Raw genomic sequence first — 24544 nt, 5'->3', positions numbered from 1 at the left:
GCGAACCGCTCAGGCTCGACGAGTGCGCTGACCGCGGCTGCGGCGACGCGGAGCCTGGGCATCGCCGCCGGTCGTGTTGCCAGCACTGCGCTGGCCCGACTGGCTACGATTGTTGCCGCCCTGACGAGCTTGGCCGCCCTGCCCACCGCGCCGGTTGCGGCCGTTCTCGATCGGCTCGGGCTTGGCGTTGGGGTCGGGCTCGAATCCGGGTTCGATGTGCTTTTGCAGATCGCGCTTGATCAGCCGCTCGATGCCCTTCAGCAGACCGTGCTCGTCGACACAGACGAGGGAAACGGCTTGGCCCTCGCTGCCGGCACGGCCGGTGCGACCGATACGGTGCACGTAATCCTCGGCGACGTTGGGCAGTTCGAAGTTGACCACATGGGGCAGTTCGCTGATGTCCAGGCCGCGGGCAGCGATGTCGGTCGCCACCAGCACCTGCAGGTCACCGCTCTTGAAGGCTGCCAGCGCCTTAGTGCGTGCCGACTGGCTCTTGTTGCCATGGATCGCCATGGCCGGGATGTCCTGCTTGGAGAGCTGCTCGGCCAAGCGGTTGGCGCCGTGCTTGGTGCGGGTAAAGACCAGCACCTGATGCCAGGCGTGCCGGGTGATCAGGTGAGCCAGGAGCTCGCGCTTCTTCTCCCGATCGACGCGATAGACGGCCTGGTCGACGGTTTCTGCCGTGGTATTGCGGCGCGCCACCGAGATCTTGTCGGGATTGTCGAGCAGCTTGTCGGCCAGGGTCTGTATCTCGTCGGAGAAGGTGGCCGAGAACAGCAGGTTCTGACGCTTTGCGGGCAGTACCCGCAGGATCTTCTTGATGTCGTGGATGAAGCCCATGTCGAGCATGCGGTCGGCTTCGTCGAGTACCAGGATCTCCACTCGGGATAGATCCACGTGCTTCTGCTGGTGCAGGTCGAGCAGACGTCCAGGGGTCGCCACCAGCACGTCGAGGCCGGGGCGAATGGCGTCGACCTGAGGCTGCTGGCCAACGCCACCGAAGATGACGTGGCTCTTAAGGGTGAGATGCCGGCCGTAGTCGGCGACGCTCTCACCTACCTGAGCCGCAAGCTCACGGGTGGGTGTCAACACCAGTGCACGTACGTGACGCTGACCGGGGCGCGGGCCGTCGGCCAGGCGCTGCAGCATCGGCAGGGTGAAGCCGGCGGTCTTGCCGGTGCCGGTCTGAGCGCTGGCCAGCAGATCGCCACCCTTGAGTACGGTGGGAATAGCCTGGAGCTGGATCGGGGTCGGTACGGTGTAGCCTTGTGCTTCGACAGCACGCAGCAGTTCGGCCCGCAGGCCGAGTTCGGAAAAAAGGGTCATGCGGTCTCCGCAGATACGTCCTCGCCGTGCCATGAGCAGCTTGCACATGACCAGTCCCGGGCCAAGACGTGAGAAATTCGGTTCAGGGGCGCGGCAGGAGGGACCACGAATCGCCGCGTGGAGGTATTATGCCAGCTTATTCCTCGCGTTGCAGCTTTCCGTTCACTTATGTCTCTTGCCCTTGGCCAGCTTCGAGGTTGCCCTTGAGGCGGGCTAGCACGGAGGCATTCAAACCTTCGATCTGGTCGAGCGCTTCCGGCGTCAGTCGATGAAACCGTTCGGGGTCGCTGATGCCATGAGAGAAAAGGATCTGGGCGCTCGCCGCACCGACCCCCTTGATCTGCATGAGTCCGCTCGCGTGTCGTGACAGCAGGGTGGTTCGCCTGGTCTCGTCCAGATGCTCCCAGCCGCCACGTTGGTAGAGATCGCAGGCGTACCGATCCAGGCCCAGGCGCAGGCTTTCCAGCACGGACTGCTCCAAGTCAGGGACGATACGGCGGAGCGTCTCCGCAAGCTGGTCGCGGTACGCGCAGATCGCCTCCAGCCGGTCAACGGCAGCTTGGGGGGAGGTCGACTCCAGCGCGGCGAGCAGTTCTCGCTCGAGTCGTTGGGCGAGGCTTTGCAGCGCCAGGGCGGTATCGCGATCAGGTATCGCCTGGCTGGGCATGGCAGGGCTGGCCGGCATGTGACTTCCTTGTGGTCGGTTCGTTTATCAGACTAGACCAGGATGGCCATGCAGGTACGGTTCAGCGCGCCTGCCTGATACCCGCGGCAATGTCGCTGGCCACCCGGTCCCAGCTGCTGCCCAGTGCGCGAACCAGGGCAGGGTAACCGTCGTCGTCGAGTTCCGTCTCCGTATGGAAGCGCTCCATGGCCAGCAGACGCCCGTCCGGTGCCAGCAGCTGCCATTGGCCGCTGACGATGGCCAGGCCGTCATGACGCCCCTGGAAGCGGTCGACTTCGAGGCGCAGACGCAGAGCCTCGCTGCGACCCAGGCTGGCCTCGTCGCGCATGACCCGGGTGTCGGGGAGGCGCTCGGCCAGCCTGGCGCGCAGGCCGCGTTCCAGTTGGCGTCCCAACGGCTCGGCCCAGAGGTGCTGGCGGGCGGCGTTGAGCGTGATGTCGTCGAGTTGCAGCACGATGCCGTCGGTATCCAGATAGTGCGCCAGGCGCGGCGGCTGCACGACCAGCAAGTGACCCGCAGCGGAGCTGCCACCCGACAGCGTGGTGCCGCTATCGGGCAGCATGTAACGGTTGGCCGGCGCCGTGGGCGAGGCGCAGCCGGCAAGCAACAGCGTGCCTGCCAGCAGGGCAAGCCAGGTCATCCACCTCATGCAGCGCTCCCTTTCGACGCAATGACAACAGCATAGCGATTCATTGGACGGACCTCATCAGTTGCGTCGCGGTGCGCGCGGTGTCGGATCCACGGCGTCGAGACTGTCGAACAGCAGCGCCCTGGGATTCTCGTTGAGCGTACGCGTGACCGGCTGCAGATCGCGCATCAGTCGCTCCAGCCGTTCGGCGGTGGCGGTCAGCTCGCGATAGGCGTTGGAATCCGGTGACAGGCCCTCCAGGGTTTCCCGCAGCGCCTCCAGCGAGGCGTTGAGATTGGCCGGCAGGTTGCGTGTCCCCGGGTCGTCGAGCATGCCCTGCAGTGAGGCACTGAGCTCGCGTACCTCGCCCAGCATGGCTTCGGAGGCGGTCAGGTTGCGGTCCAGGCCAGCGAGAAGCGGCTCGATCTCGAGCGCGTTGAGCTTCTCCAGCAGAGCGGTGACCTGGGCCTCGATCTGGGCGAAGCCGGTCGATGTCGTGGGGAAGACAGTGCGCTCGCTGAAGTTCTCCGCCAGGTAGTCCTCCGCTTCGTCACGATAGAAGTTGATGTCGACGAACATCGAGCCGGTGAGCAGGTTGCCCGACTTGAGCGAGGCACGCAGACCGAGCCCGAACAGGCGCTTGAAGCGTTCGTCCCACTCCTCGAGGTCGACCTGCTGGTTCTCGATGCCGAGTCGTTGCGGTTCGATGCGAATCAGCACCGGAATGGCGAAGCCGTTGCGTGTGCCCGGCTGCTCGGCGGTGAACTGCCAGGGCACGGCCGCCACGGTACCGATACGCACGCCACGGAATTCCACCGGGGCACCACGCGACAGGCCGCGTACGCTGTCCTCCACCAGCAGTACGTACTCCAGGTAGCGGTTGAAGGTGCCTTGGCGGGCACTCTCTTCGTCGGGGTAGAGGTTGAAGGTGGTGTCGTTCTCCACCGGACCGCCTTGCGGCAGGTCCTCGGGCACGCCGAAAGTGACGCCGCCACCGAGCAGGGCTTCGAGGGATTCCACGTTGACACGGATGCCGTCGGCATCGAGGCGCAGGTCGATGCCGCTGGCCGACCAGAAGCGAGTGCTGTCGGTGACCAGGCGGTCGTAGGGGCTCTCGATGAAGATGCGCTGGGTCATACGCCGGGTATCGGCGTCGAAATTGGCTTCCTCGACGCGGCCCACGGTGTAGCCTTGGTAGGTCACGGGGTCGCCGGCGCGCAGCGAGTTGCCGAGCTGGCTGACCAGGTTGATACGCAGCCCGGGGGCATCGGCCGGTGCCACGGGGGGAAGATCGCTGACCGCGAACTCGCGCACGCCGGGCTCGCCGCTGCCCGGCTGGAGCTGTATGAAGGCGCCGGAGAGCACGGTGCCCAATCCGCTGATGCCCTCACGGCCGATGCGCGGCTTGACCACCCAGAAGCGGCTGCCTTCGGTCAGCATGGCATCGGTATCGGGAGACATACGCGCGGTGATCACGGTATGCGACAGGTCTTCGGAGAGCTGCACGCGCTCCACCCGGCCTACCTCGACGTTACGGGTCTTGATCAGGGTGCTGCCGGCCTCGATGCCTTCCGCATTGCTCATGGTCAGGGTGATCAGCGGGCCACGGCTACGGTAATTGTCATAGACCAGCCAGAGCCCGATCAGCATGGCCACGATGGGCACGATCCATATGGGCGACAGGCGTCGCTGCGGCGTGGCCTTGGCACGATGCATGTCGCGGGAGGCCTCGTTGTCGCGAGGGGTATCGCTCATCCAGTGGTTCCTTGCGTTTCACGGGATTCACGCGGCAGGGGCGTGTCCCAGATCAGTCGGGGATCGAAGGTCATGGCGGCCAGCATGGTCAATACCACCACGGCGCCAAACGCCAGGGCGGCAGGGCCGGGGGTTATCGACATCAGCGAGCCGGCGCGAATCAGCGCCACCAGGATGGCGACCACGAAGACATCCACCATCGACCAGCGCCCGATGAACTCGGTAAGGCGATACAGCCGCGTGCGGCTGCCGGCGTTTAGCTCGTTGCTGCGCTTGACCACCAGGCAGAGCCAGGCGAGTGCCACCAGCTTGCCCACCGGAACGATCACGCTGGCCACGAAGATGACCGCGGCAACCGGCCAGGAACCCATCTGGATCAGTTCCACCACTCCGCCGATGATGGTGGAGGGAGCGCTATGCCCGAGGCTGGTAGTGGTCATGATGGGATAGACGTTGGCCGGGATGTACATCAGTGCGGAGGCGGCAAGCAGCGCCCAGGTGCGCTGCAGGCTGTGCGGCAGGCGTGCATGCAGCCTTTCGCCGCAGCGTCGGCAGTGTCCGCGCCTGTCGGCCCCCAGGTGATTGACCAGCCCGCAGGTGGGGCAGCCAGTCAGGCCCTGGCTGGCGGCTGTCGCTCCGGTGCGGGCTCCTTCGGGGGCCAGCGGTTCACCGGCCAACGAGAACCACATCCAGTCCGAGTCGATGGACTGGGTGGTGGCCAGCAGCAGCAGGGCGAAGGCGCAGAAGGCCCAGAAGGATATCCCCAGCTCGATCTGGGCCAGATCCGCCACCTTGAACAGGCTGACCAGCGCACCAATGATGAAGACGTCGGCCATCATCCACGGGTTAAGATGAGCCAGCGTGCGGGCAATGCCTCGGCTGGCCGGCAGGGGCTGCTCCTGCAGCAGACCCAGTTGCAGCCACATCACGCCTAACAGATAGATGCCGGGCAGCACGGCGATCGTCATGATCACGGCAATGGCTACCAGCGGCTGATCGAAGCCGATCAGTGTGGTTGCCGTCTGGGTAAGCTCGATACGGTTGCCGAAACCGCTGACGCTGAAGCTGACGAAGGGAAAGGAGATCGCCAGCAACAGTGCGACCATGGCCGCCATGGCCAGTGCCATGCTGCGCTGGGCCGGGCGATGGTGGCGTGTGGCCAGGACGTGCCCGCAGCGTGGGCATTCCGCTCGTTGCCCTGCCCGCAATGGTGGCAAGGCCACCAGCCAGTCGCACTCGTGGCAGGCACGCAGGCGTCGTCGTGAGGTGCGCACCTCTGGCGGGGTCTGGTCCACCCGCGGTTCGCCAGGGGCGGGCAGGAAGCGAAGGGGCTGGTTGAACACTTGAGTGACGACCCGACGACGGTAATGAAGCGAGGAGTGCCCATCCGCTCGCATGAGCTGGGGGCATGCTGAAGTGTGACACGTTGACGCCATGCGTACCATATACAAACATTCGACCCTGAATGTTCCCCTGAGGAGACGAAATTGTTACTTCCCGTGATGGCTGTGGTGGCAGGTCTTGTGCTGCTGGTCTGGAGCGCCGAGCGCTTCGTCGATGGTGCGGCAGCGACCTCCCGCCGTCTCGGCGTGTCGCCGCTGCTGGTGGGCATGCTGGTCATCGGCTTCGGTACCTCGGCGCCTGAACTGATGGTGTCTTCGCTGGCGGCGGGCCAGGGCAACCCGGGATTGGCGCTGGGCAATGGCTATGGTTCGAATATCGCCAATATCGGTTTGATCCTGGGGCTCATGGCGGTCATCACGCCGCTGGCGGTGCACTCCAGCGTGATCCGGCGTGAATTGCCAATTCTGGTGGCGGTGACATTCTTGTCGGCGTTGCTGATGTGGGGCGGGCTGATCGGGCGTCTCGAAGGCAGCCTGTTACTCGCGCTGCTGGCGGTGGTGATCGGTTTCAGCATCTGGCAGGCGCGTCGCTCGAGCGCCGATACGCTGGCTACCGAAACCGAAGAGAGCCTGCAGGCCCATCCGATGACACTGCGCAGCGGTGTGGTCTGGACGCTTGTCGGGCTGGCCCTGTTGGTGCTGAGTTCGCGCGTGCTGGTCTGGGGGGCGGTGGAGATCGCCATCGGCTTTGGCGTCAGCGACCTGATCATCGGCTTGACCGTCGTCGCCGTCGGCACCTCGCTGCCGGAGCTGGCATCATCCTTCAGCGCGTTGCGCAAGGGCGAACACGATCTGGTGGTGGGCAACGTGGTGGGATCCAACCTGTTCAACACGCTGGGCGTGGTCGGGTTGGCCGCGGTCATTCATCCCATCGAAGTGGGGGGTGAGGTACTGCTGCGTGACTGGAGCCTGATGACCGTCATGACGCTGCTGATGACCGTCTTCGCGATTGGCTGGAAGGGGCGCCCGGGACGGATCAATAGGCTCGAAGGCGCGATGCTGCTGGCGCTGTTCATCGGTTACACCGTGTTCATGGTCCAACTGGTCGTACGCAGTGCTGGGGCGCTGTAGGGAAGGACTTGTAGAGGGGAGCGCTGCGACAACCCGACACAGCAAGAAGCGGGGACTCGGCGCCCGGGCTCTTGTAGTCTTGACAGGTACAAGCACAAGACATGTTGGCAAGTATTGACCTGGGGCAGTGTTATGGCGCGTAGGCTTTTGTAAGCGACGGTGCCCTGCGTGTCTCACTGTTCTAGGCTCTGGGAAAACCCTAGCCGAGTGTCGAGGTGAAATGCGTCACGACATGTCCAGGAAGGACGTGGTCGGAAGCACAACAACGGCACCCTGTGTGCTTTCGCATCCCTTGAGACGTTGACTCTTTCGCAGCCAAGAGGTACGTCATGGAGCTTGATCCCGTATTGCTATCGCGATTGCAGTTCGCCTTCGTTGTCTCCTTTCACGCCATCTTCCCGGTCTTCACCATCGGCCTGGCGTCCTACATCACCGTTCTGCATGCACTGTTCTACAAGACGCGCAATCCGGCATGGGATCGCCTGGCCTATCTCTGGACCAGAGTCTTCGCCGTCGCCTTCGGCATGGGGGTGGTCTCCGGCATCGTGATGTCCTTCCAGTTCGGTACCAACTGGAGCAATTTCTCCCAGGCAAGTGCCAACTTCATTGGACCGCTGCTGAGCTACGAGGTGGTGACCGCCTTCTTCCTCGAGGCTGCCTTCCTCGGTGTGCTGCTGTTCGGTCGCGGCCGGGTGCCGCAGGGAGTGCACCTGTTCGCCGCTGCCATGGTCGCGTTGGGGACTTTCATCTCGACCTTCTGGATTCTGGCGGCCAATAGTTGGATGCACACGCCGGCCGGGGTCGAGTTCGCCAATGGAACCTTCCGTGTCACCTCCTGGATGGAGGCGATATTCAACCCCTCCTTCCCGTATCGCTTCGCCCACATGGCCATAGCGTCGTTCATCACCGGCAGTTTCGTCGTTGCCGGTGTCAGTGCCTGGTATCTGCTGATCGGCCGCGACGTGGAAGCGAACCGCAAGGCGCTTTCGATGTGCCTGTGGATGCTGCTGGTACTGACCCCGACCCAGGCCTTCGTCGGCGATCTCCATGGGCTCAATACGCTGGAGTACCAGCCGGTCAAGCTCTCCGCCATGGAGGGTAACTGGGAGACCCGCGAGGGCGCGCCGTTCCTGGTCGCGGCCTGGCCCGACCAGGCGGCGCAGCAGAACCGCTTCGAGATCGGCATCCCCTATGCCGCGAGCTTGATTCTCACGCATGAGCTGTACGGTGAGATCCCCGGCATCACCGAGGCGCCGCCGGAAGAGCAGCCGCCGGTAGCGCTGGTGTTCTGGGCATTCCGGGTCATGGTCGGCCTCGGCTTCCTGATGATCGCGGTATCGCTGGTGGGGCTGTACCTGAGGCGTGGCGGAAGGGTCTACCACTCGCGACCCTACCTGCAAATGCTGAGGTTGATGTCCGTCACGCCCTTCATCGCCGTGCTTGCCGGCTGGATCACCACCGAGTCGGGGCGGGCGCCGTGGCTGGTCTACGGCATCATGACCCACGCCGAAGGAGTAACGCCCTCGCTGACCGGCGGCATGGCGCTGTTCACCCTGATCGGCTACGTCCTTGTGTACGGCATCATCTTCTACGCCGGGACCTATTACCTGACGCGGGTCATCCGCTACGGCATGCAACCCAAGGACGAGGAGAAGGTGATCGACGATTTCGAGACCCCGAAGCGGCCGTGGTCGGCGACCCACACCCCGTATGACGATGATCCAACCAAGGAGGGAGTCTGACCATGGAAATGTTCGATCTGTCCCTGATCTGGGCGCTGATCATCGGCTTCGGCATCATGATGTACGTGCTGATGGACGGCTTCGACCTGGGGCTCGGCATCCTCTTCCCGTTCGCTCCCGACGAAGATGCCCGCGACGTGATGATGAACACGGTGGCACCGGTGTGGGACGGCAACGAGACCTGGCTGGTGCTGGGGGGAGCCGGGTTGCTGGGGGCCTTTCCACTGGTCTACACGGTGTTCTTGCCGGCGTTGTACATTGGCGTGTTCCTGATGTTGGCAGGGCTGGTGTTTCGCGGCGTAGCCTTCGAGCTGCGCTTCAAGTCGCGCCGCGACCGTCGGGGGCGGAGGCTGTGGAACCTGGCCTTCAGTGGCGGTTCGGCGGTGGCCGCCTTTGCCCAGGGTGCCGTGGTGGGTACCTATATCCAGGGCTTCGAGACCCAGGACGGCGTCTTCGTCGGCGGCGCCTTCGACTGGTTGACGCCGTTCACGGTGCTCACCGGTATCGGCATCATGATCGGCTACGCGCTGCTGGGCACCACCTGGCTGATTCTCAAGTCGGAAGGCTACATTCAGGCCTGGGCCTACAAGCTGACGACGCCGCTGCTGCTGGCGGTGCTGGTGATCTTCGGCATCATCAGCATCTGGACGCCGCTGGTGAACGAGGTCGTCTGGGATCGCTGGTTCGGCCATCTTCAGGTGATCTGGATCCTGCCGGCCCTGACACTGCTGTGCATGTACGGCGTGTATTGGGCGGTGCGGCGCCAACGTGAGCTGCTGCCGTTCATTGCCACGCTCGGCATGTTCCTGTTCACCTACCTGGGCCTTATCGTCAGCAAGTGGCCCTGGCTGGTGCCGCCCAACTACACCATCTGGGATGCCGCCTCGGCCCCCGAATCGCAACTCTTCCTGTTGATCGGCGTGCTCTTCGTGCTGCCCTTCGTGCTGGTCTATACCTTCTGGTCCTACTGGGTGTTCCGCGGCAAGGTGCGGGCCGGCGAGGGCTATCACTGAGCCCATGACGCCCAACTCCCGTTCGGCCCTGGTGCCGCGTAGCTGGCTGGCGGTCCATGCCGCCAGCCAGCGCGGCTGGTTGAGCCTGGCGGCCATCGCCGGGGTCGCCGTCGGCGCGCTGACGATCGCTCAGATGACCCTGCTGGCCTGGATTGTCAGCCGCCTGCTGGTCTCAGGCGACTCCCTGGCGGCACTGAGCTGGGCCTTCTTCGCCCTGATTGGCGTGCTGATAGCAAGGGCGCTGTGCCACTGGGGCCAGGAAGTGGCTGGCCAGGAGGCGAGCCTGCGCATTCGCCAGTCGATTCGTGGTGAACTGCTGGACCATCTTGCCGCCATGGGGCCGGTGCGGGCAGGCTCTCGTCACACCGGTGGGCTGGCCAGCCAACTGGTCGAGCAGGTTGAGGCGCTGGACGGTTACTTCGCTCGATTCCTGCCGCAACTGCGGCTCAGCGTGGCCATTCCGCTATTGGTTCTCGTCGTGGTGTTCTGGCTCGATTGGCTGGCGGCCCTGTTCCTGCTGCTGGCGGCACCCCTGATACCGCTGTTCATGGCCTTGGTAGGGATGGGCGCCGAGCGACTCAACCGGGAACAGTTTGCTGCCGTCAGTCGTCTCTCAGGCCACTTCCTCGACCGTGTACGTGGGATCGCTACCCTACAGCTCTTCCATCGCACCCGTGAAGCCAGCGTTGAGGTCCATGAGGCGGCGGATCGCTATCGGCGCCTGAGCATGCGGACGCTGCGTGTGGCCTTTCTCTCCTCAGCGGTGCTCGAGTTCTTCGCTTCGGTGGCAATTGCCGTGGTCGCGATCTACGTGGGCTTCGGCCTGCTGGGATATATCGACTTCGGCCCGGCGGAGGAGCTTACGCTGTTCAGTGGCTTGCTGGTGCTGCTGCTGGCGCCGGAATTCTTTCAGCCACTGCGAACCCTGGCGCAGCACTACCACGACAGGGCGGCGGCGTTGGGTGCCGCCGATGGCATGCTGGCGCTGCTTGGCGAGCCGCTGAGAACGGCTGTCGGCCCGAACGAGCAGCCGCTGCCTGCGGACAGGCTGGTAGCGTTGACCGACGTTGCCTTGGCCCACCCTGGGCGTGGCCGAGTGCTGGGGCCGCTCAGCGTCGCAGTGGCAGCCGGCGAGACGCTGGTCGTCAGTGGCCCTTCCGGGGCCGGCAAGTCGGCGTTGCTGCAGCTGCTGGCGGGCTTCGTGACGCCCGACGAGGGGGAACGACGCACGCAAGCCGGGCTGAATATCGCATGGATGGATCAGCGCCCCGTGCTGATCCATGGCAGCCTGGCCGACAACCTTCGCCTGGCCGCACCCGAGGCCAGCGATACCGATCTGCAAGCGGCGCTCGAGTGTGCCGGCTTGGCCGAACTAGTGGCCGCGCTACCTCAAGGGATCGATACCCGGCTGGGGGAGCGCGGCGCGGGGCTGTCAGGCGGGCAAGCTCAGCGCCTGGCGCTGGCCCGGGTATTTCTCTCGAGCGCTGACTTGGTGCTGCTGGACGAACCGACCGCGAGCCTTGACGAGGAGACCGAAGCGCGGGTCATCGAGTCGCTGCGAAGGCTGGTCGAGGAGGGCCGAACGCTGGTCATCTCCACCCATCACCCTGCGCTGATGGCCATGGCAAGCCGGAGGTTGGTGATCGAAGCTGGGCGATTCAGCCACGAGCTGACGGAAGGGCGAGGGTATGAGTGACGAATCGTTGAGGGCGACGCTGACTCCCTGGCTACGGTTGTTCGGGCGCCGCCGTCAGAGACTTGTCATTGGCGTGGCGTTGCTAGCAGCCACGTTGTTCTCGGCGGTCGGCCTGCTGGCGTTATCGGGGTGGTTCATTGCCGCCAGTGCGCTCACCGGTATTGCCCTGGCTATGGGGCTGGCCGCGAGCCTTGATGTCTACGTGCCCGGCGGCGGGATCCGCTTCTTCGCCGTCAGCCGCACCGTGGCGCGCTACCTGGAACGGCTCTATAACCACGATACCGTGCTGCGCCTGCTGGCCGACCTCCGCGGCCGTCTCTTCACCGCCATGGCCCGGCTTGACGATCGCACCCTGGCCCGCCAACGCGCCAGCGACTGGCTCAACCGCTTGACCGCCGACATCGATACCCTCGACAGCCTCTACCTGCGCCTGCTGGCGCCGCCTGTGGTGGCGTTGGTGGCGGTGGTGCTGGTCTGCGTCTTCCTGGCGCTGTGGGTGCCGGCGGCAGGTTTGGCATTGGCCGCGCTGCTGCTGCCCGCCTGGATATGGCTGACCGTTGGCCAGGCGTGGCTAGGCATGGCCGCGAGTCGGCGTCAGGTAGAGCATCTGCAGCGCTTGCGTAGCCAGGCCATCGAGTCCCTGGAAGGGATGGCGGAGCTGGAGGCCTACGGCAGCCGAGGCTGGCATCGCCGTGGCTTTCATCAGCACGAGGAAGCGCTACGGCATGACCAGCGTCGTACCGGCAGGCTGGCGGGTTTCGGCAGCGCCTTGGTGAACCTGGTGGTCGGATTGGGCATGGTGGCGACCCTATGGCTGGCGGCGGCGGCGTGGCAGCAGGGCACGATCAGCGGTGCCGTAATGGTCATGCTGCCGCTGGCGGTGCTGGCGCTCGGCGAAGCGCTGGCCCTGCTGCCGGTGGCCTTTACCCACTTGGGAGCAACCCGTGGCGCGGCCGAGCGGCTCAACGCGGTAGAACAGGCAACTAGCGAGTCCGGCAGGAGGCATGACAGTCTGCCCGAGGGTGCCTTGTCCGTACGGCTCACCGACGTGAGCCTGCACTATCCCGGGGCGCTATCGCCAGCGCTGCAGAATGTCACGCTGGCCCTGGCGGCGGGGGAACGCTTGGCACTTACCGGCGTCTCCGGTGCGGGCAAGAGTAGCGTGGCGGCGTTGCTGACCCGGCGCCTGCCTCCCAGCCAAGGCGAGATCGCGGTTGGCGACATACCCCTCGAGAGGATCGAGGAACAGTCGCTGCGTGAACGCGTCGCGATTCTGAGCCAGCGCATCGACCTGTTCCAGGGCAGCCTGGCGGCCAACCTGTGGCTGGCGGCACCTGGTGCCAGCGAATCCCGGCTGTGGCAGGCGCTGGCCTGGGTCGAACTAGCAGAGTGGGCCGAATCCCTGCCGCACGGGTTGGACACGCAAGTCGGCGAAGGAGGGCGGGCGCTTTCCGGAGGGCAGGCGCGGCGCCTGGCCCTGGCACGGCTGTGGCTGCGCGACCCGGGGCTGGTCATTCTCGACGAACCCTTCGCCGGCCTGGATGAAGGCACCGTATCGCGGCTGGCGCCGCGGTTGGACCAGTGGCTGAAGGGGCGCAGCGTGATCTATCTGGTGCACCAGCTCGACGGCGGTATATTCGACCCGCCTGGGATTACTCAGACGAGGCGGCTTATGCCAGTAGGCTGACCGTTTGCGCAAATGCCGTGTATCCATCAGGATATGGAAATAAAGGCGATGAGGTGCATCATGCGCGACTTTCTCAAGCGGCTGCCCAAGGCCGAACTTCATTTGCACATCGAGGGCTCGCTGGAACCTGAACTGATGTTCGCTCTGGCCCGGCGCAACGGGATCGAGCTGCCCTACGATTCGGTCGAGGCGGTGCGTGCGGCCTATGACTTCCAGGACCTTCCTTCCTTCCTCGAGCTGTACTACCAGGGCATGAGCGTGCTCAAGCGTGCCGAGGATTTCCATGACCTGGCCATGGACTATTTCCGCCGTGCCCATCAGGAGGGCGTGGTGCACGTGGAGATGCATTTCGACCCCCAGGCACACCTGGCTCGGGGGGTCGAACTCGATGTCGTGATGGAGGGGTTGAGCCTGGCCCAGCGCGAGGCCGAGCGCGAACTGGGCATATCCACGGCACTGATCATGGCCTTCCTGCGTGACCGACCGTCCGCTGAGGCCATGCAGGTGCTGGAAAGCGCCGCGCCCTATTGGGAAATGCTCGATGCGGTGGGGCTCGACAGCGCCGAGCGTGGCCATCCCCCGTCGAAATTCCGCGAGGTGTTCCAGCGTGCCGAGATGCTGGGCATTCCCCGGGTTGCACATGCCGGGGAAGAAGGGCCGCCCGAGTACATTCGCGAAGCCCTCGACCTGCTCGATGTGTGCCGCATCGACCATGGCGTGCGCTGCCTGGAGGACCCGGAACTGGTTGCACGGCTGCGTGACGAGGGTGTCGTGCTCACCGTATGCCCGCTTTCCAACGTGCGGCTCAAGGTGGTGGAGCGCATCGAGGATCACCCGCTGCCCCAACTGCTCGATGCCGGGCTGAGGCTGACGATCAACTCGGACGACCCGGCTTACTTCGGCGGTGGCATGCTGGACAACTTCGTGGCCTGCCATGACGCCTTCGGCTGGTCGCGCGAGACCTTCATCCAACTTGCCGGCACCGCCATCGAATCCGCCTTCGTGAGCGACAGGCGCCGGCTTGAGCTGCGTCAGCAACTGGCTGCCAGCGTCTGAGCCAACGAAAACCCCCAGCAAAGCCGGGGGCGCGGTGTGGCAAGTAGTGTCGCTGCCCGAATGGGCCCTGCTCTGGGCGGGCTTACGGCAGTGCGGGTACCTCGAAGTCCGGCATTTCCCCGGTCAGGGTATGCAGGAAAGCGGTGATGTCGGCGATGGTGGTATCGTCGAACTCGCGGTTGAGCATTTCCCGACCCATGATCGCCACGGCTTCCTCCAGGGTTTCGGTGGCCCCGTTGTTCATGTACGGATAGGTCACGCCGACGTTGCGCAGAGTGGGCGTGCGGAACTTGTGCATGTCGGCTTCGTTGCCGGTGACCTCGTATCGGCCAACGTCGGTGGAGCCGGGCACCTGGATGGCGTAGAAGTTGCTGTCGGTGAACGCCGGGCCGCTATGGCAGGCGATACAGCCGTTGTCGGCGAAGGCCACCATGCCATCCTTTTCCTGCTGGTTCAGCGCGTTGATATCGCCCCGCAGGTAACGATCGAACGGTGAGTTCGGCGTATTCAGCGTGCGCTCGAAACTGGCTATCGCCATGGCCAGGTTGTCTTTGTTGATCGGATTCTCGTCCCCGGGGAAGGCTTCGGCGAACTTCTCCTGGTAGAGCGGGAATCCTTCCAGGCGCTCCAGTGCCATGTCGAGGGCCATGGCCATCTCGATATCGGCCTGTATCGGACCAAGTGCCTGGCCTTCGAGATCGGGCTCGCGACCATCCCAGAACTGTGAGCCGAGGAAACCCGAGTTGAGGACGGTGGGCGTGTTGCGCTCCCCGATCTGGCCGTCGTGGCCGGTGGCGCGCGGAATGCGGTCGCTCCAGCCCAGCGCCGGGTTGTGGCAGGTCGCGCAGCTGATCACGCCGCTGGAGGAGATACGCGGCTCGAAGAACAGCATGTTGCCGAGTTCGACCTTTTCCTTGGTCAGGGAGTTCTCCGCCGGGATCGGCGGCAGGTGGGGCAGTGGCTGGAAGCGGTCGCGGTAATTGCCGAGGCCGTCGTCGGCGGTGGCACCAGTAGCCGCCAGAGCGGCGCTCAGCGATACCACGGCGGCGAGTCGAGCCGGCCGAACGAGAGCGTGATGTGTCATGACGAATCCCCTGGGTTGCAAGCTAGAGACGGTTTAGCCTGAATTGCAACGTCAGGTTACGGTTGCCTCTTGAGCCATATCAACCAAGTGAAATGGTCGGAATGGGGCACTCATTGAGGCAGGTCAAAGTTTGGTTCGTTCCGTCAGTTTCATGCCAACGAACGCTTGTTCACAGGTTCCTGAGTGTGGTTTCGAGTGCTATCCAACGAGGCGGGGAACGGGGCCGGCATAGATGCCGGCCCCGTGGCATCAGTGGGTGGTGACCAGCATCACCACGCTGAGGGCGGCGGAGACCCACATGGCCGGCTTGATGTCCTCGAACTTGCCGGTGGCCAGCTTGATCAGCACGAAGCTCAGGAAGCCGAAGGCGATGCCCAGGGTGATCGAGTAGGTCAGCGGCATCAGGATGATGGCCAGGAAGGCCGGGAAGGCCTGTTCGAAGCGTGTCCAATCGATCTTGCTGATCGGTGCCAGCATGAACAGACCGACCAGCACCAGGGCCGGCGCCGTGGCGATGCCTGGCACCAAGGACAGCAACGGCGAGAGGAACAGGAACGGCAGGAACAGGAAGGCGATGGTGACCGCCACCAGGCCGGTACGGCCGCCCTGGGCCACGCCGGCGCCGGATTCGATGAAGGTCTGTGCCGCGCTAGTGCCGAGCGGAGCGGCGATCATCGAGGCGAAGGCGTCCACGGTCATCGAGCGCTTGAGGTTGCGCGGGTTACCGTCCTTGTCCTTGAGGTCGGCCGACTCCGAGAGCGCCATGAAGCACGACAGCGCATCGAAGAAGTTGGTGAACAGCATCACGAAGATGAACGGCAGGTAGGCGACCTTGAGCGCGCCCCAGATATCCACCTGCATTACCGCGCTGAAGTCCGGCCAGGCGGCGAAGCCGCTCCACTCCACCACCACATCGCCGCCCCACAGGCGACCCATGGGCGTTGCCAGCAGCGTGGTCAGGGCAATGCCCAGAATCAGCGCGCCGTTGAAGCGCATGATCACCAGGATGGCGGTGGCCATCATGCCGATGAAGAAGGTGATCAGCGAGGCATCCATGCTGCCCAGGGTGACCAGGGTCGCGTCGCTGCCGACGATGAAACCGGCATTCTTGAAACCGATGAAGGTGATGAACAGACCGATGCCGCAGGTAATGGCATAGCGCAGCGAGGGCGGTATCGCATTGATGATCGCCTCGCGCACGTTGAACATCGCCAGGGTGGCGAACAGCACGCCGGACCAGAACACGCAGCCCAGCGCCACCTCCCACGACAGCCCCGCACCCTGCACCAGGGTATAGGTGAACAGCGCGTTCATGCCCATGCCCGGTGCCACCAGGATCGGATTGCGGGCATACAGCCCCATGGCCAGGCTGCTCATGAAACTGATCAGCACGGTGGCGGATAGCGCCGCCGAGAAGGGAATGCCGGCATGGGAGAGGATCGCCGGGTTGACCACGATGATGTACATCGAGGCCAGGAAGGTAGCGATACCCGCGAGAATTTCTGTACGCACGCTGGAGCCACGCCGGCTTGCGCCGAAGTAGGTATCCAGCCAGCTACCTTGACCCAGGACCTGCCGGGAGGGCTGGCCTTCTGTTCTGTCGGCCAGGGAAGAGGAGGTCGGTTCCATAGTCGGTGTCCGTTGTTGTTGGATGCGTTGTCAGTTTCTATTTGGCATTTCTGACCGAATGGTCAAGCATGTCCAGACACAGCCTAGACAATATTTGACCGATTGGACAGGTGGGTTGCGACTAACGTCGTAGAGGCAGGTGGGAGAGGGCTGGAGAGGGGGTGAGACGGCAGAGGGCGGGGACAAGACTCTGGAGAGGGGCTCAGCTCACTGCGGTTGTTGCCTAGGGTGCGGCAGGCCGATCCCGCCTAGGCGTTGCCCTCAACGTTTCGCTTGGTTACGGTAGGTAAAAAGCCGCAAAAGATGGCTAAGTAACCAAGACATACTCAGGGATGCCGCATTTGGGATGATGGGAATCGTCATCCATTCTGCCAGCAGGGCGGTAGCGTCCCTGTAATTCCAGCTCAACCCAGCGGGCTACGCACCACAGCAAACCCTTTGTTCAGCACATGCGTTCCATCGCAGACCTTCACCTTCATAAGCTTGGGGTCGGTGTGCGCTTTTATAACTGGCTTCTTTAGATAAGCAGATATGCATACAGTATATTGGTTCCGACAAAACGTGCATGCACGCGAATTGTGCATAGGTGGCCGAATTATGCTTTGGCGCTATATGAATCAATGGGTTAGGAGAGATGAAGTGTGTTAGATAACATTGTTGAACGCGCAGGGGTGTTCATCCAATATCAGGACGTACGGTCCAATCACTGTTAGAGCTAATGATGAATCAGAAACTTGTGGGTTTGGCCAATAACACTAAGTGGAATGAGCTACAGCAAATAATGTCTGGCTATGGCCAAAGGGCTCCCTATTGGAAAACTCAGGCCACTAATGGTTTTGTCTATCCACCAGATGGCTGGGACGGCGATTGGACCTATCATTTCCGCTTGGGTGAGCACAAATTCATAGAGTGGTGCGAAATGCATCCGAGAGCTAAAGAAGAAGGGCTAACTTTAACCGAGGTTGTAGATATTTGCCGTCGCATTGGATTTGAAATTGAAGTTTACGAGACCTCTGTGCGAGTGATCGGGTATCGGAGGTTCTAACAATCGCAGGCACGGCGACGGCCTTTCCGTTGCGGCTGCGCCTACACTACAAGTCCGCGCGTGCTGCGGGCGTTATATGAAAAGGAGAGTTCAGTGTTCGTAGTATCTCTAGCGTACAAAGTAGAATTATCAGAAGTGGATAAGCACATAAATGACCACATTGCATATCTGGAAAAGTATTACGAAAAAGGGAATTTTATCGCTTCCGGCCGTAAAGTCCCAAGAACCGGAGGAGTAATACTCGCCCATGCAGAAAACCGAGAAAAATTGGATGCCATTTTGCAAGAAGATCCTTTTTTCAAAGCTGATGTGGCAAGTTACGAAGTGACTGAGTTTGTTCCAAGCAAGGTAGGACAAGGTTTTGAGTCGCTTGCAAATTTCATATAACAATCAGCTGCTGTCGGACAGTCAAAAGCTCCGGTCAAAAAAACGGCCTCCACTTTTGCCTGCCTCAGAGCCGGGCGTTGTACGTAAATCCAAAGGCTGATTAAGTATGAAAGAAAAGGTAGTTATTGATAACGAGATTTCACTTTATACCGAATCATTCGGCGACCCGGTCCATGAGCCAATTGTTCTGATCATGGGGGCAATGTCGTCGGCGGTATGGTGGCCTGATGAGTTTTGCTCCCAACTAGCCGCAATGGGCCGCTATGTGATTCGGTACGACCATCGTGATACCGGAAAATCAACTAGCTATGAGCCAGGTCAGGCTCCATATTCTGTTGAAGAATTAGCAGATGATGTGGTTCGAGTCATTGATGGTTATGGTATGGAGGCTGCACACTTAGTTGGTATATCTTTGGGAGGCTACCTTGCCCAGCTTGTTGCTCTCAAGTATCCGCAGCGTGTAAAGAGTTTGACGCTGATTTCTTCAGAGCGTCTTGCAGAGACAGATCCCGATATGCCCCCTTTTGATTCTGCAATCATCGAATATCATCAACGGGCGGAATCATTAGATTGGTCTGATCGAGATGCTGTGGTGGAGTATCAAGTTGGAGCGTGGCGAATCAACTCAGGTACTGCGCATGTTTTTGACGCTGAGAAGATACAAAAGATTGCTGAGTTAAATTTTGACCGTACGCCAAATATCCTGACAACATTCAACCACACTACTTTAGGTGGTGGGGAAAAATGGCTTGGGAGATTAAATGAGATAGCTGTATCAACTTTGATCATTCACGGAACCGAGGATCCTGTACTTCCTTATGTGCATGGGTTGGCACTGAAAGATGAGATTCGTGGTTCAAAAATGCTGACGCTGGAAGGCACAGGGCATGAGTTGCATCATGAAGACTGGCCGAAGATTATCCAAGCGATCAAGGGGCAAACGTCATAGCTATGGGCGCACCGTATAACAAGTTGCTGCACCGGAAAAATAACTCGCTCGCGCTCGCTATTTTCCGGTGAGCAAAGCGTTATCGAAACCGCGCTGATGCTTAGTAGTATTGCTTCCTCTTCAGCCCAACCTCTAAGGAGCAGCACCGAGTGCTTAGCATAGCCACCAGTGTCGTTGTGTTTTTAGTCGCAATCTTGCACGTCTACATTCTCGTCTTGGAGATGTTCTTTTGGGACAAGCCACTGGGGAGAAAGGCCTTTGGTTTGAGCGCTAACTTCGCAGCGCAAACGAAGACATTGGCGGCAAATCAAGGTCTATATAATGGTTTCTTGGCTGCTGGCCTCTTCTGGGGCCTTGCCCTTGGCCAAGCAGGGTTCTCCATCAAAGTCTTCTTCCTGCTTTGCGTTTTCATCGCTGGGGTCTACGGCGGCCTGACGGCGAACAAGAAGATTCTCCTCATTCAGGCCGTTCCCGCCGCGCTTGGTCTCGTTTTGCTGTTCCTGGCTGCGTAACAGACTGCGCTTGACCCTGAAAAGCTAGCTGATCAGGGCAAGGCTCTAGGCTCTGTACGAAAACTGTCTGCGCTCGCCCATACGGCGTTAAAAATCGGCTCAAAGTACTCATTTACACCCCGTAAACTCCGTCTTATCGCCGATTTTTGCCTTGTCTGGCCATCGCTCGCCGACTTTTCGTACAAAGCCTAGCGCGACGCCAGATCCCGGTTCAGCTCACCGGGATTGAGGTGAATGGCAGCTCGATTTGGTCGATAGGAAGCGGTTTGCAGAAGTAATAGCCCTGGAACACGTGACAACCCGCCTCGACGAGCCAGTCGAACTGCTGCGCGGTCTCGACTCCTTCGGCCACCACCTCGAGCTTCAGCGCGGTTCCCATGGCGATGATGGTGCGCACGAGGGCTCTGTCATCCCGGGACAGCAGCAGGTCGCGAACGAAGCTCTGGTCGATCTTGACCTGGTTCAACGGCAGCCGCTTGAGGTATTGCAGGGAAGAGTAGCCGGTACCGAAGTCGTCCATGGCGAAGCTGATGCCACGTGCCTTCAATTGCTGCATCTTGGCGATGCCGGCCTCGATGTCATCGATGATGCTGCTCTCGGTCAATTCCAGCTTGAGGTGCGTGGGATCGGCCCCGCTGACGGCAAGGATACGCTCGACGCGGGAGACGAAATCCGGCTCGTGGAACTGTCTTGCACTGACGTTGACCGCCACCGACAGATGGGCGGAGCCCGGCTGATTGCCCCAGGCCACCAATTGATGGCAGGCCTGCTCCAGCACCCAGTCGCCCAGCGGAACGATCAGGCCGCTCTCTTCGGCCAGGGGGATGAACTCAGCCGGCGACACCATACCGCGAGACGAGTGTTGCCAGCGTACCAGCGCCTCGACACCGACCACCTTGCGTTGGGTATCGACCTGGGGCTGGTAGACGAGGCGGAACTCGCTGCGCTCCAGGGCCAGGCGCAAGTCGCGGCGCAGTTCGTTGCGCGCCTCCATCACGGCCTGAACTTCCGGATCGTGGAAGCGGACGGTATTGCGCCCTGCGAGCTTGGCGCGATGGCAGGCGGCGTCGGCGAGCTTGAATAGCGTCTCCACGTCGCCCGTACCGTCGAAGATGGCGATCCCCTGGCTCGACGAGAGATAGTGCTGCAGACCGTCGAGGGAGTAGGGTGCGACGATGGCGAGGCGGATCCTCTCGGCCAGCTCCTCGATCCGGTTGGCCGCCCTGTCCGCCTGCTCCGGCAGCGAGTCGACGACCAGCAGGAACTCATCGCCGCCCAGTCGCCCTACAATACACCCCTCCTGCTGGAAGGTGCGCAGTCGCTGGGCCACCTCGCGCAACAAGCGGTCGCCGGTACGATGGCCGTAGCTGTCGTTGATCTGCTGGAAGAGATCGAGATCCAGGTAGATCAGCGCCCCATGCTGGCCGTTGCGCTGGCACAGCATCAACGAATGCGCCAGATGCTCGCTCATCATGCGCCAGTTGGGCAGTTCCGTCAGGCCGTCGAAGTGGGCCAACTGGTGGGCCTTGCGTTCGGCCACCAGTCGACGTGCTTCGCTTTCACGCAGCCGCAGCACCGCCAGGGCAAGCTGCTGCAACTGGCCTCGCCCCAGTTCGGCAAGACGCTGGACTCGCGGCAGCTCGGGAACCTCACGGTGGGGATGGGAAAGCGCGAGCAGCCCTTCGGCGATGATCAGCAGGTGACGATTCAGGATCCGGGCGGAGTAAAAGGCGGCGACCAGCATCAGTGCCAGGATCGCTCCGCCAAACAATAGCAGCATGTTGAAGTGCCCAAGAGTGTCCTGATAGGCATCGCTGGTGCGCTCGCCGCTGCGCTGCGCCAGCTTGGACGAAAGGTGCCCCGTGAGCATGGAGAAGCGCAGGAATTCATGCTGTGCCTCGTCCAGGTAATGTCGGGCTCGGGTGGCATCCACGGTGGCGATGTCGCCGGCCATGATGATGAAGCGTCGATAGCCCTCGAAGGCCTCGCGCAAGTGTTGGGCACTGCCGTGGTTCAAATCGATCATCAGCGGCGTTTCGGTCAACGCCTGTATCTGCCCGCCCAGGGTGGCAAGCTCGTTGACGAAGCGCGAATGCAGCCGATAGCTGGCAAGCGCCGACAGCTCGCCCCGGTCGGCCTGCTGCAGCATGTCCACTACGCCCTGATGTAGCTCGTCCAGGCTCTGGGTGTAGTTGGCGGCCTGCAGCAGAGCGGCCATGTCCGCCGATTGAGTGGCGTGGTTCTGAGTCATCCTTTCCTTGAGCACCTGCACCGCGGTAAGACCGAACAGCAGGGCAGGGATCAGAACCACCAGAGTGGGAAGAAGAAAGATCCAGATGAGCGGCCGGTTCGACTTCATGGGCAACCTTACGGTGCTTGGGAGGCCAGCGATGGCCACAGCTCCGGTGGAATGCTGGCACGGTAGAGATAGCCCGCCTCACCGAGCGGCGAGAAGATCACCAGGGTGCCTTCGGCTGGGAAGTATTCCATGAGGTCGGCGAGATTGGGCCCGTGTGCCACGATCATGCGATTGGCGCCGTTCTCGACCGGCAACGAGAGCATCCTGTCAGTGTGCTCGATCACGGGCCGCTTCTCGTCGTCCGTCATCGCGGCGGTATAGCGCAGCAGCTCATCGATCTGCTGGGGCTTGTTCGGGAACAGGATCCGAGCGGTCTCCTGGGCTCTGCAGAAGGGGCTGACCAGAATGGGCTCCACGATGGGCCAGGCGTGCCGCGCCATGTGCTCGGCGACAGTGGCCATGAATTCACGACCCTCGTCGCTCAGCGGCCGCTGGGTAGCACAGTCGTCGAAGTCGACCGGTACCCGGTCGGGAAGTGTCGTGTCAGTTGGCCCATGGCGCATGTAGAATACGTAGCCACCCTGGTGAAGGGAAGCCAACAGCTCGGCGCTGGGCTCGACCGCTACGTGCTCATCTGCCCAGGTGAACAGGCTGGCGAGACACAGCAGGCACGCCAACGGCAGGCGGCAATAGTGCAACGGCTGTCGAAGCAAAGCGGGCAGAGGGAGCACGGTCGACCCTAGTTATCGTTTGTAATGATTCAATATTGCATGAGAAATCTAATACTCACTAGCCACCTTAGGTATAGGCAACGATATTCTTTGACCTAGATCAAGCTGATGGCTGGGTGCGCTTGCGCCAATAGTGCTGCCTTGGTGTCGTGCTTTGGTTGGCGTTGCCCTCAACGTTTCTCTCGGTTACGTTGAGAAAAAAGCCGCAGAAGATGGCTTACGTAACCAAGACGTACTCAGGGATGCCGCATTAGGGATGATGGAAAACGTCATCCATTTTGCCAGCAGGGCGGTAGCGTCCCTGGAATTCACGGCTCAGCACAGCGGGCTACGTACCCCGACAAACCTTTGCCAGCGCATGCGTTACATCGCGGCTCTTCTCGGTCCGGTTGTTGTCGCACTTCAAACGAAGTGATTTCGACTCCCTGAGCTTGGGCTCAGATGCGTGCTTTTTTACGTAATTTCTATAAATAAGAAGATGTGCATACAGTATATTGGCTCCGACAAATCGAGCATGTGCGCGAATTCTGTATAGGTGGCCGAGCTATAATTAGATGCTAGAAAAATCAACGAGTTGGAAGAGAAGGAGCGCGCCAGATAACATTGTTGAACGCGCAGGGGTGTTCATCCAATATCAGGACGCGCGGTCCAAGCACTGTTAGGCAAAGAAAAATATGAGCAATATTAACGTAATCTTTAATGTTCCCACTTGGGTTGAAACCGGATTGAAATCAGGACAATTACATCTGTTTGGGGGGGTGATTAGAGACAATGCTGGGAAGATCGTATACCACCTGAAAGGGGGCGTGGAACAGGCAGCTAAATCTGGGAATGGAAAAGTATTAATTGCGGTAGGAGCGGTGACAGCATTGGCTGTTGGTGGTTACTTTATTTACAAAAAATTCAACAAAAAAGAGGCTGCTAGTGGCGAAGGTGAAAAGTTACAGGAAAAAATGTCTGAGTATTTGATTGCCGCCTCCCAGCAAGACTTTTCTTTAGCGAACATTCAGGCGCTATCAAAAGAAATTTCAACCTTCATGAAAAGTTGCGATGCCGCCGGAATCAGTCCAGATAAGATATTTGCTGACCGACAAATAGCTATAAAATTCAAAGAAGTTTATGATGCCTTGGTTGACTTTAACTCTCGCCTAGCAAGATCAAAAGAAGTAACTTATGAACACCCTCTTAACATTGGCGATAACTCTGCACAGATATTGCGAGGTATTAGTAAGCAGTTAAACATCCAGAAAGCCTTAATTCATGAGCAGTGAAGTGCCTAACAAGGCGCTGTTGTCGCCGCTATCGCGCCTGGGACGGCTTACGCTACGCTCCAGCCGCCCCAAAGCTTGTCGTTAGGCAATCGATACTATGAGCCGAATTTCACATCATATTGTGGTTACATGGCGTGAGAGTGAAGCCACAATACAGTCATTGGAAAAGCCTGAATTCGACGCTATGAGACGCGCAATGATCGATGATGGATTCTGTAATCTTCTAGTTGAGTGGTACGAGTCGCGAGGCGCCGAGCTTCCGGATAAAATTTCAGTATTCGTCTACTGGGAGGCCCCAGATACTGCACCAGATTATGCCCAGGTGCGCAGATGGGGAAGTGAACGGGAGGGGCACGCATAGTGCTTCAATTGAACATGAATTATTTATTGCCTAACAAGTGCAGGCTGTCGGACAAATTACTCGCTTCGCTCGCAATTTGCCGCAGCTGCAGGCGTTAGGCGCTTACACATGTTCTCTTGGGACCAAACAGCCTTCGTTGAGATTCTGGGTGTGATTCCTGTCGTGACCGATGAGTTCGGTACCGACTACTCGTTCAAGGTGACGCGCCCGTCGG

At 61.1% G+C, this 24544-nt stretch carries 20 protein-coding genes; 11 read left to right on the top strand and 9 right to left on the bottom strand.

The window, feature by feature from the left end; genetic code table 11:
- Positions 1 to 9 precede the first annotated feature (9 nt).
- The 5 genes from SPH52_RS18365 to SPH52_RS18345 form a co-directional block, all read right to left on the bottom strand.
- Positions 10 to 1326, bottom strand: a complete 1317-nt coding sequence (locus SPH52_RS18365) for a DEAD/DEAH box helicase (RefSeq protein WP_411796508.1) — start codon at positions 1324 to 1326, stop codon at positions 10 to 12.
- A 166-nt stretch (positions 1327 to 1492) separates the two neighbouring features.
- Positions 1493 to 2011 (bottom strand): helix-hairpin-helix domain-containing protein, encoded by a 519-nt coding sequence (locus SPH52_RS18360; protein ID WP_411796507.1) that lies wholly within the window; start codon positions 2009 to 2011, stop codon positions 1493 to 1495.
- Positions 2012 to 2072: 61 nt separating this feature from the next.
- Positions 2073 to 2660 carry a membrane integrity-associated transporter subunit PqiC gene (locus tag SPH52_RS18355; protein ID WP_411796506.1) on the bottom strand — a complete coding sequence of 196 codons (588 nt, stop codon included), beginning with the start codon at positions 2658 to 2660 and terminating at the stop codon, positions 2073 to 2075.
- Between the two features lie 57 nt (positions 2661 to 2717).
- Positions 2718 to 4394: an intermembrane transport protein PqiB gene (gene pqiB / locus SPH52_RS18350; RefSeq protein ID WP_411796505.1), complete on the bottom strand. Its 1677-nt coding sequence runs from the start codon at positions 4392 to 4394 to the stop codon at positions 2718 to 2720.
- Positions 4391 to 5737, bottom strand: coding sequence for a PqiA/YebS family transporter subunit (locus SPH52_RS18345; RefSeq protein WP_411796504.1), 1347 nt, complete (start codon positions 5735 to 5737; stop codon positions 4391 to 4393). The genes pqiB and SPH52_RS18345 overlap by 4 nt, the downstream gene beginning before the upstream one ends.
- Positions 5738 to 5881: 144 nt before the next feature.
- Here SPH52_RS18345 and SPH52_RS18340 point away from each other — a divergent pair, with 144 nt between their 5' ends.
- The 6 genes from SPH52_RS18340 to SPH52_RS18315 all read left to right on the top strand — a co-directional run bounded on the left by SPH52_RS18340 (position 5882) and on the right by SPH52_RS18315 (position 14062).
- Complete coding sequence (locus SPH52_RS18340) at positions 5882 to 6868, top strand: calcium/sodium antiporter (protein ID WP_411796503.1); 987 nt, start codon at positions 5882 to 5884, stop codon at positions 6866 to 6868.
- Between the two features lie 329 nt (positions 6869 to 7197).
- The gene (locus SPH52_RS18335) at positions 7198 to 8610 is read left to right on the top strand and encodes a cytochrome ubiquinol oxidase subunit I (RefSeq protein WP_411796502.1); all 1413 of its coding nucleotides are present in this window, start codon (positions 7198 to 7200) and stop codon (positions 8608 to 8610) included.
- A 2-nt stretch (positions 8611 to 8612) separates the two neighbouring features.
- Positions 8613 to 9623 carry a cytochrome d ubiquinol oxidase subunit II gene (cydB, locus tag SPH52_RS18330; protein ID WP_411796501.1) on the top strand — a complete coding sequence of 337 codons (1011 nt, stop codon included), beginning with the start codon at positions 8613 to 8615 and terminating at the stop codon, positions 9621 to 9623.
- Between the two features lie 4 nt (positions 9624 to 9627).
- Positions 9628 to 11319, top strand: a complete 1692-nt coding sequence (gene cydD, locus SPH52_RS18325; RefSeq protein WP_411796500.1) for a thiol reductant ABC exporter subunit CydD — start codon at positions 9628 to 9630, stop codon at positions 11317 to 11319.
- A complete protein-coding gene (gene cydC / locus SPH52_RS18320) occupies positions 11312 to 13006 on the top strand; it encodes a thiol reductant ABC exporter subunit CydC (protein WP_411796499.1) in 1695 nt (564 codons plus the stop codon). Before cydD ends, cydC begins: the two co-directional genes overlap by 8 nt.
- Positions 13007 to 13066: 60 nt before the next feature.
- Positions 13067 to 14062 carry an adenosine deaminase gene (locus tag SPH52_RS18315; RefSeq protein WP_411796498.1) on the top strand — a complete coding sequence of 332 codons (996 nt, stop codon included), beginning with the start codon at positions 13067 to 13069 and terminating at the stop codon, positions 14060 to 14062.
- Positions 14063 to 14144: 82 nt separating this feature from the next.
- Here the strand turns inward: SPH52_RS18315 and SPH52_RS18310 are convergent, their stop codons facing one another.
- Positions 14145 to 15146, bottom strand: a complete 1002-nt coding sequence (locus SPH52_RS18310) for a cytochrome-c peroxidase (RefSeq protein WP_411796497.1) — start codon at positions 15144 to 15146, stop codon at positions 14145 to 14147.
- A gap of 249 nt (positions 15147 to 15395) precedes the next feature.
- A complete protein-coding gene (locus tag SPH52_RS18305; protein WP_411796496.1) occupies positions 15396 to 16775 on the bottom strand; it encodes an NCS2 family permease in 1380 nt (459 codons plus the stop codon).
- A gap of 718 nt (positions 16776 to 17493) precedes the next feature.
- Between SPH52_RS18305 and SPH52_RS18300 the strand changes: the two genes are divergently transcribed.
- The 4 genes from SPH52_RS18300 to SPH52_RS18285 all read left to right on the top strand — a co-directional run bounded on the left by SPH52_RS18300 (position 17494) and on the right by SPH52_RS18285 (position 19668).
- On the top strand, positions 17494 to 17820 hold the full coding sequence (locus SPH52_RS18300; protein ID WP_411796495.1) for a DUF6678 family protein: 327 nt from the start codon (positions 17494 to 17496) through the stop codon (positions 17818 to 17820).
- A gap of 93 nt (positions 17821 to 17913) precedes the next feature.
- The gene (locus tag SPH52_RS18295; RefSeq protein WP_411796494.1) at positions 17914 to 18207 is read left to right on the top strand and encodes a YciI family protein; all 294 of its coding nucleotides are present in this window, start codon (positions 17914 to 17916) and stop codon (positions 18205 to 18207) included.
- 106 nt (positions 18208 to 18313) lie between these two features.
- Positions 18314 to 19156, top strand: a complete 843-nt coding sequence (estX, locus tag SPH52_RS18290) for an alpha/beta fold putative hydrolase EstX (protein ID WP_411796493.1) — start codon at positions 18314 to 18316, stop codon at positions 19154 to 19156.
- Between the two features lie 149 nt (positions 19157 to 19305).
- Positions 19306 to 19668, top strand: coding sequence for a DUF1304 domain-containing protein (locus SPH52_RS18285; RefSeq protein WP_411796492.1), 363 nt, complete (start codon positions 19306 to 19308; stop codon positions 19666 to 19668).
- Between the two features lie 211 nt (positions 19669 to 19879).
- Here the strand turns inward: SPH52_RS18285 and SPH52_RS18280 are convergent, their stop codons facing one another.
- Positions 19880 to 22027, bottom strand: a complete 2148-nt coding sequence (locus tag SPH52_RS18280; protein WP_411796491.1) for a putative bifunctional diguanylate cyclase/phosphodiesterase — start codon at positions 22025 to 22027, stop codon at positions 19880 to 19882.
- A gap of 8 nt (positions 22028 to 22035) precedes the next feature.
- Complete coding sequence (locus SPH52_RS18275) at positions 22036 to 22698, bottom strand: histidine phosphatase family protein (protein WP_411796490.1); 663 nt, start codon at positions 22696 to 22698, stop codon at positions 22036 to 22038.
- Positions 22699 to 23372: 674 nt separating this feature from the next.
- Between SPH52_RS18275 and SPH52_RS18270 the strand changes: the two genes are divergently transcribed.
- On the top strand, positions 23373 to 23969 hold the full coding sequence (locus tag SPH52_RS18270; RefSeq protein WP_411796489.1) for a hypothetical protein: 597 nt from the start codon (positions 23373 to 23375) through the stop codon (positions 23967 to 23969).
- The last annotated feature ends 575 nt before the right edge of the window (positions 23970 to 24544 follow it).

Origin of the sequence: Halomonas sp. A29, assembly GCF_046723295.1 — a bacterium.
Classification (GTDB): domain Bacteria; phylum Pseudomonadota; class Gammaproteobacteria; order Pseudomonadales; family Halomonadaceae; genus Halomonas.
This window is presented reverse-complemented; position numbering and strand designations above follow the sequence as displayed.

What these genes read in the sequence shown, in the direction of transcription:
- SPH52_RS18360 (WP_411796507.1), bottom strand. Translation starts at nt 2,011, where the DNA reads ATGCCGGCCAGCCCTGCCATGCCCAGCCAGGCGATACCTGATCGCGAT.
- SPH52_RS18305 (WP_411796496.1), bottom strand. Translation starts at nt 16,775, where the DNA reads ATGGAACCGACCTCCTCTTCCCTGGCCGACAGAACAGAAGGCCAGCCC.
- SPH52_RS18270 (WP_411796489.1), top strand. Translation starts at nt 23,373, where the DNA reads ATGAGCAATATTAACGTAATCTTTAATGTTCCCACTTGGGTTGAAACC.
- SPH52_RS18280 (WP_411796491.1), bottom strand. Translation starts at nt 22,027, where the DNA reads ATGAAGTCGAACCGGCCGCTCATCTGGATCTTTCTTCTTCCCACTCTG.
- SPH52_RS18365 (WP_411796508.1), bottom strand. Translation starts at nt 1,326, where the DNA reads ATGACCCTTTTTTCCGAACTCGGCCTGCGGGCCGAACTGCTGCGTGCT.
- SPH52_RS18335 (WP_411796502.1), top strand. Translation starts at nt 7,198, where the DNA reads ATGGAGCTTGATCCCGTATTGCTATCGCGATTGCAGTTCGCCTTCGTT.
- SPH52_RS18300 (WP_411796495.1), top strand. Translation starts at nt 17,494, where the DNA reads ATGATGAATCAGAAACTTGTGGGTTTGGCCAATAACACTAAGTGGAAT.
- SPH52_RS18310 (WP_411796497.1), bottom strand. Translation starts at nt 15,146, where the DNA reads ATGACACATCACGCTCTCGTTCGGCCGGCTCGACTCGCCGCCGTGGTA.
- SPH52_RS18315 (WP_411796498.1), top strand. Translation starts at nt 13,067, where the DNA reads ATGCGCGACTTTCTCAAGCGGCTGCCCAAGGCCGAACTTCATTTGCAC.
- SPH52_RS18355 (WP_411796506.1), bottom strand. Translation starts at nt 2,660, where the DNA reads ATGAGGTGGATGACCTGGCTTGCCCTGCTGGCAGGCACGCTGTTGCTT.
- pqiB (WP_411796505.1), bottom strand. Translation starts at nt 4,394, where the DNA reads ATGAGCGATACCCCTCGCGACAACGAGGCCTCCCGCGACATGCATCGT.
- cydD (WP_411796500.1), top strand. Translation starts at nt 9,628, where the DNA reads ATGACGCCCAACTCCCGTTCGGCCCTGGTGCCGCGTAGCTGGCTGGCG.
- cydC (WP_411796499.1), top strand. Translation starts at nt 11,312, where the DNA reads ATGAGTGACGAATCGTTGAGGGCGACGCTGACTCCCTGGCTACGGTTG.
- estX (WP_411796493.1), top strand. Translation starts at nt 18,314, where the DNA reads ATGAAAGAAAAGGTAGTTATTGATAACGAGATTTCACTTTATACCGAA.
- cydB (WP_411796501.1), top strand. Translation starts at nt 8,613, where the DNA reads ATGGAAATGTTCGATCTGTCCCTGATCTGGGCGCTGATCATCGGCTTC.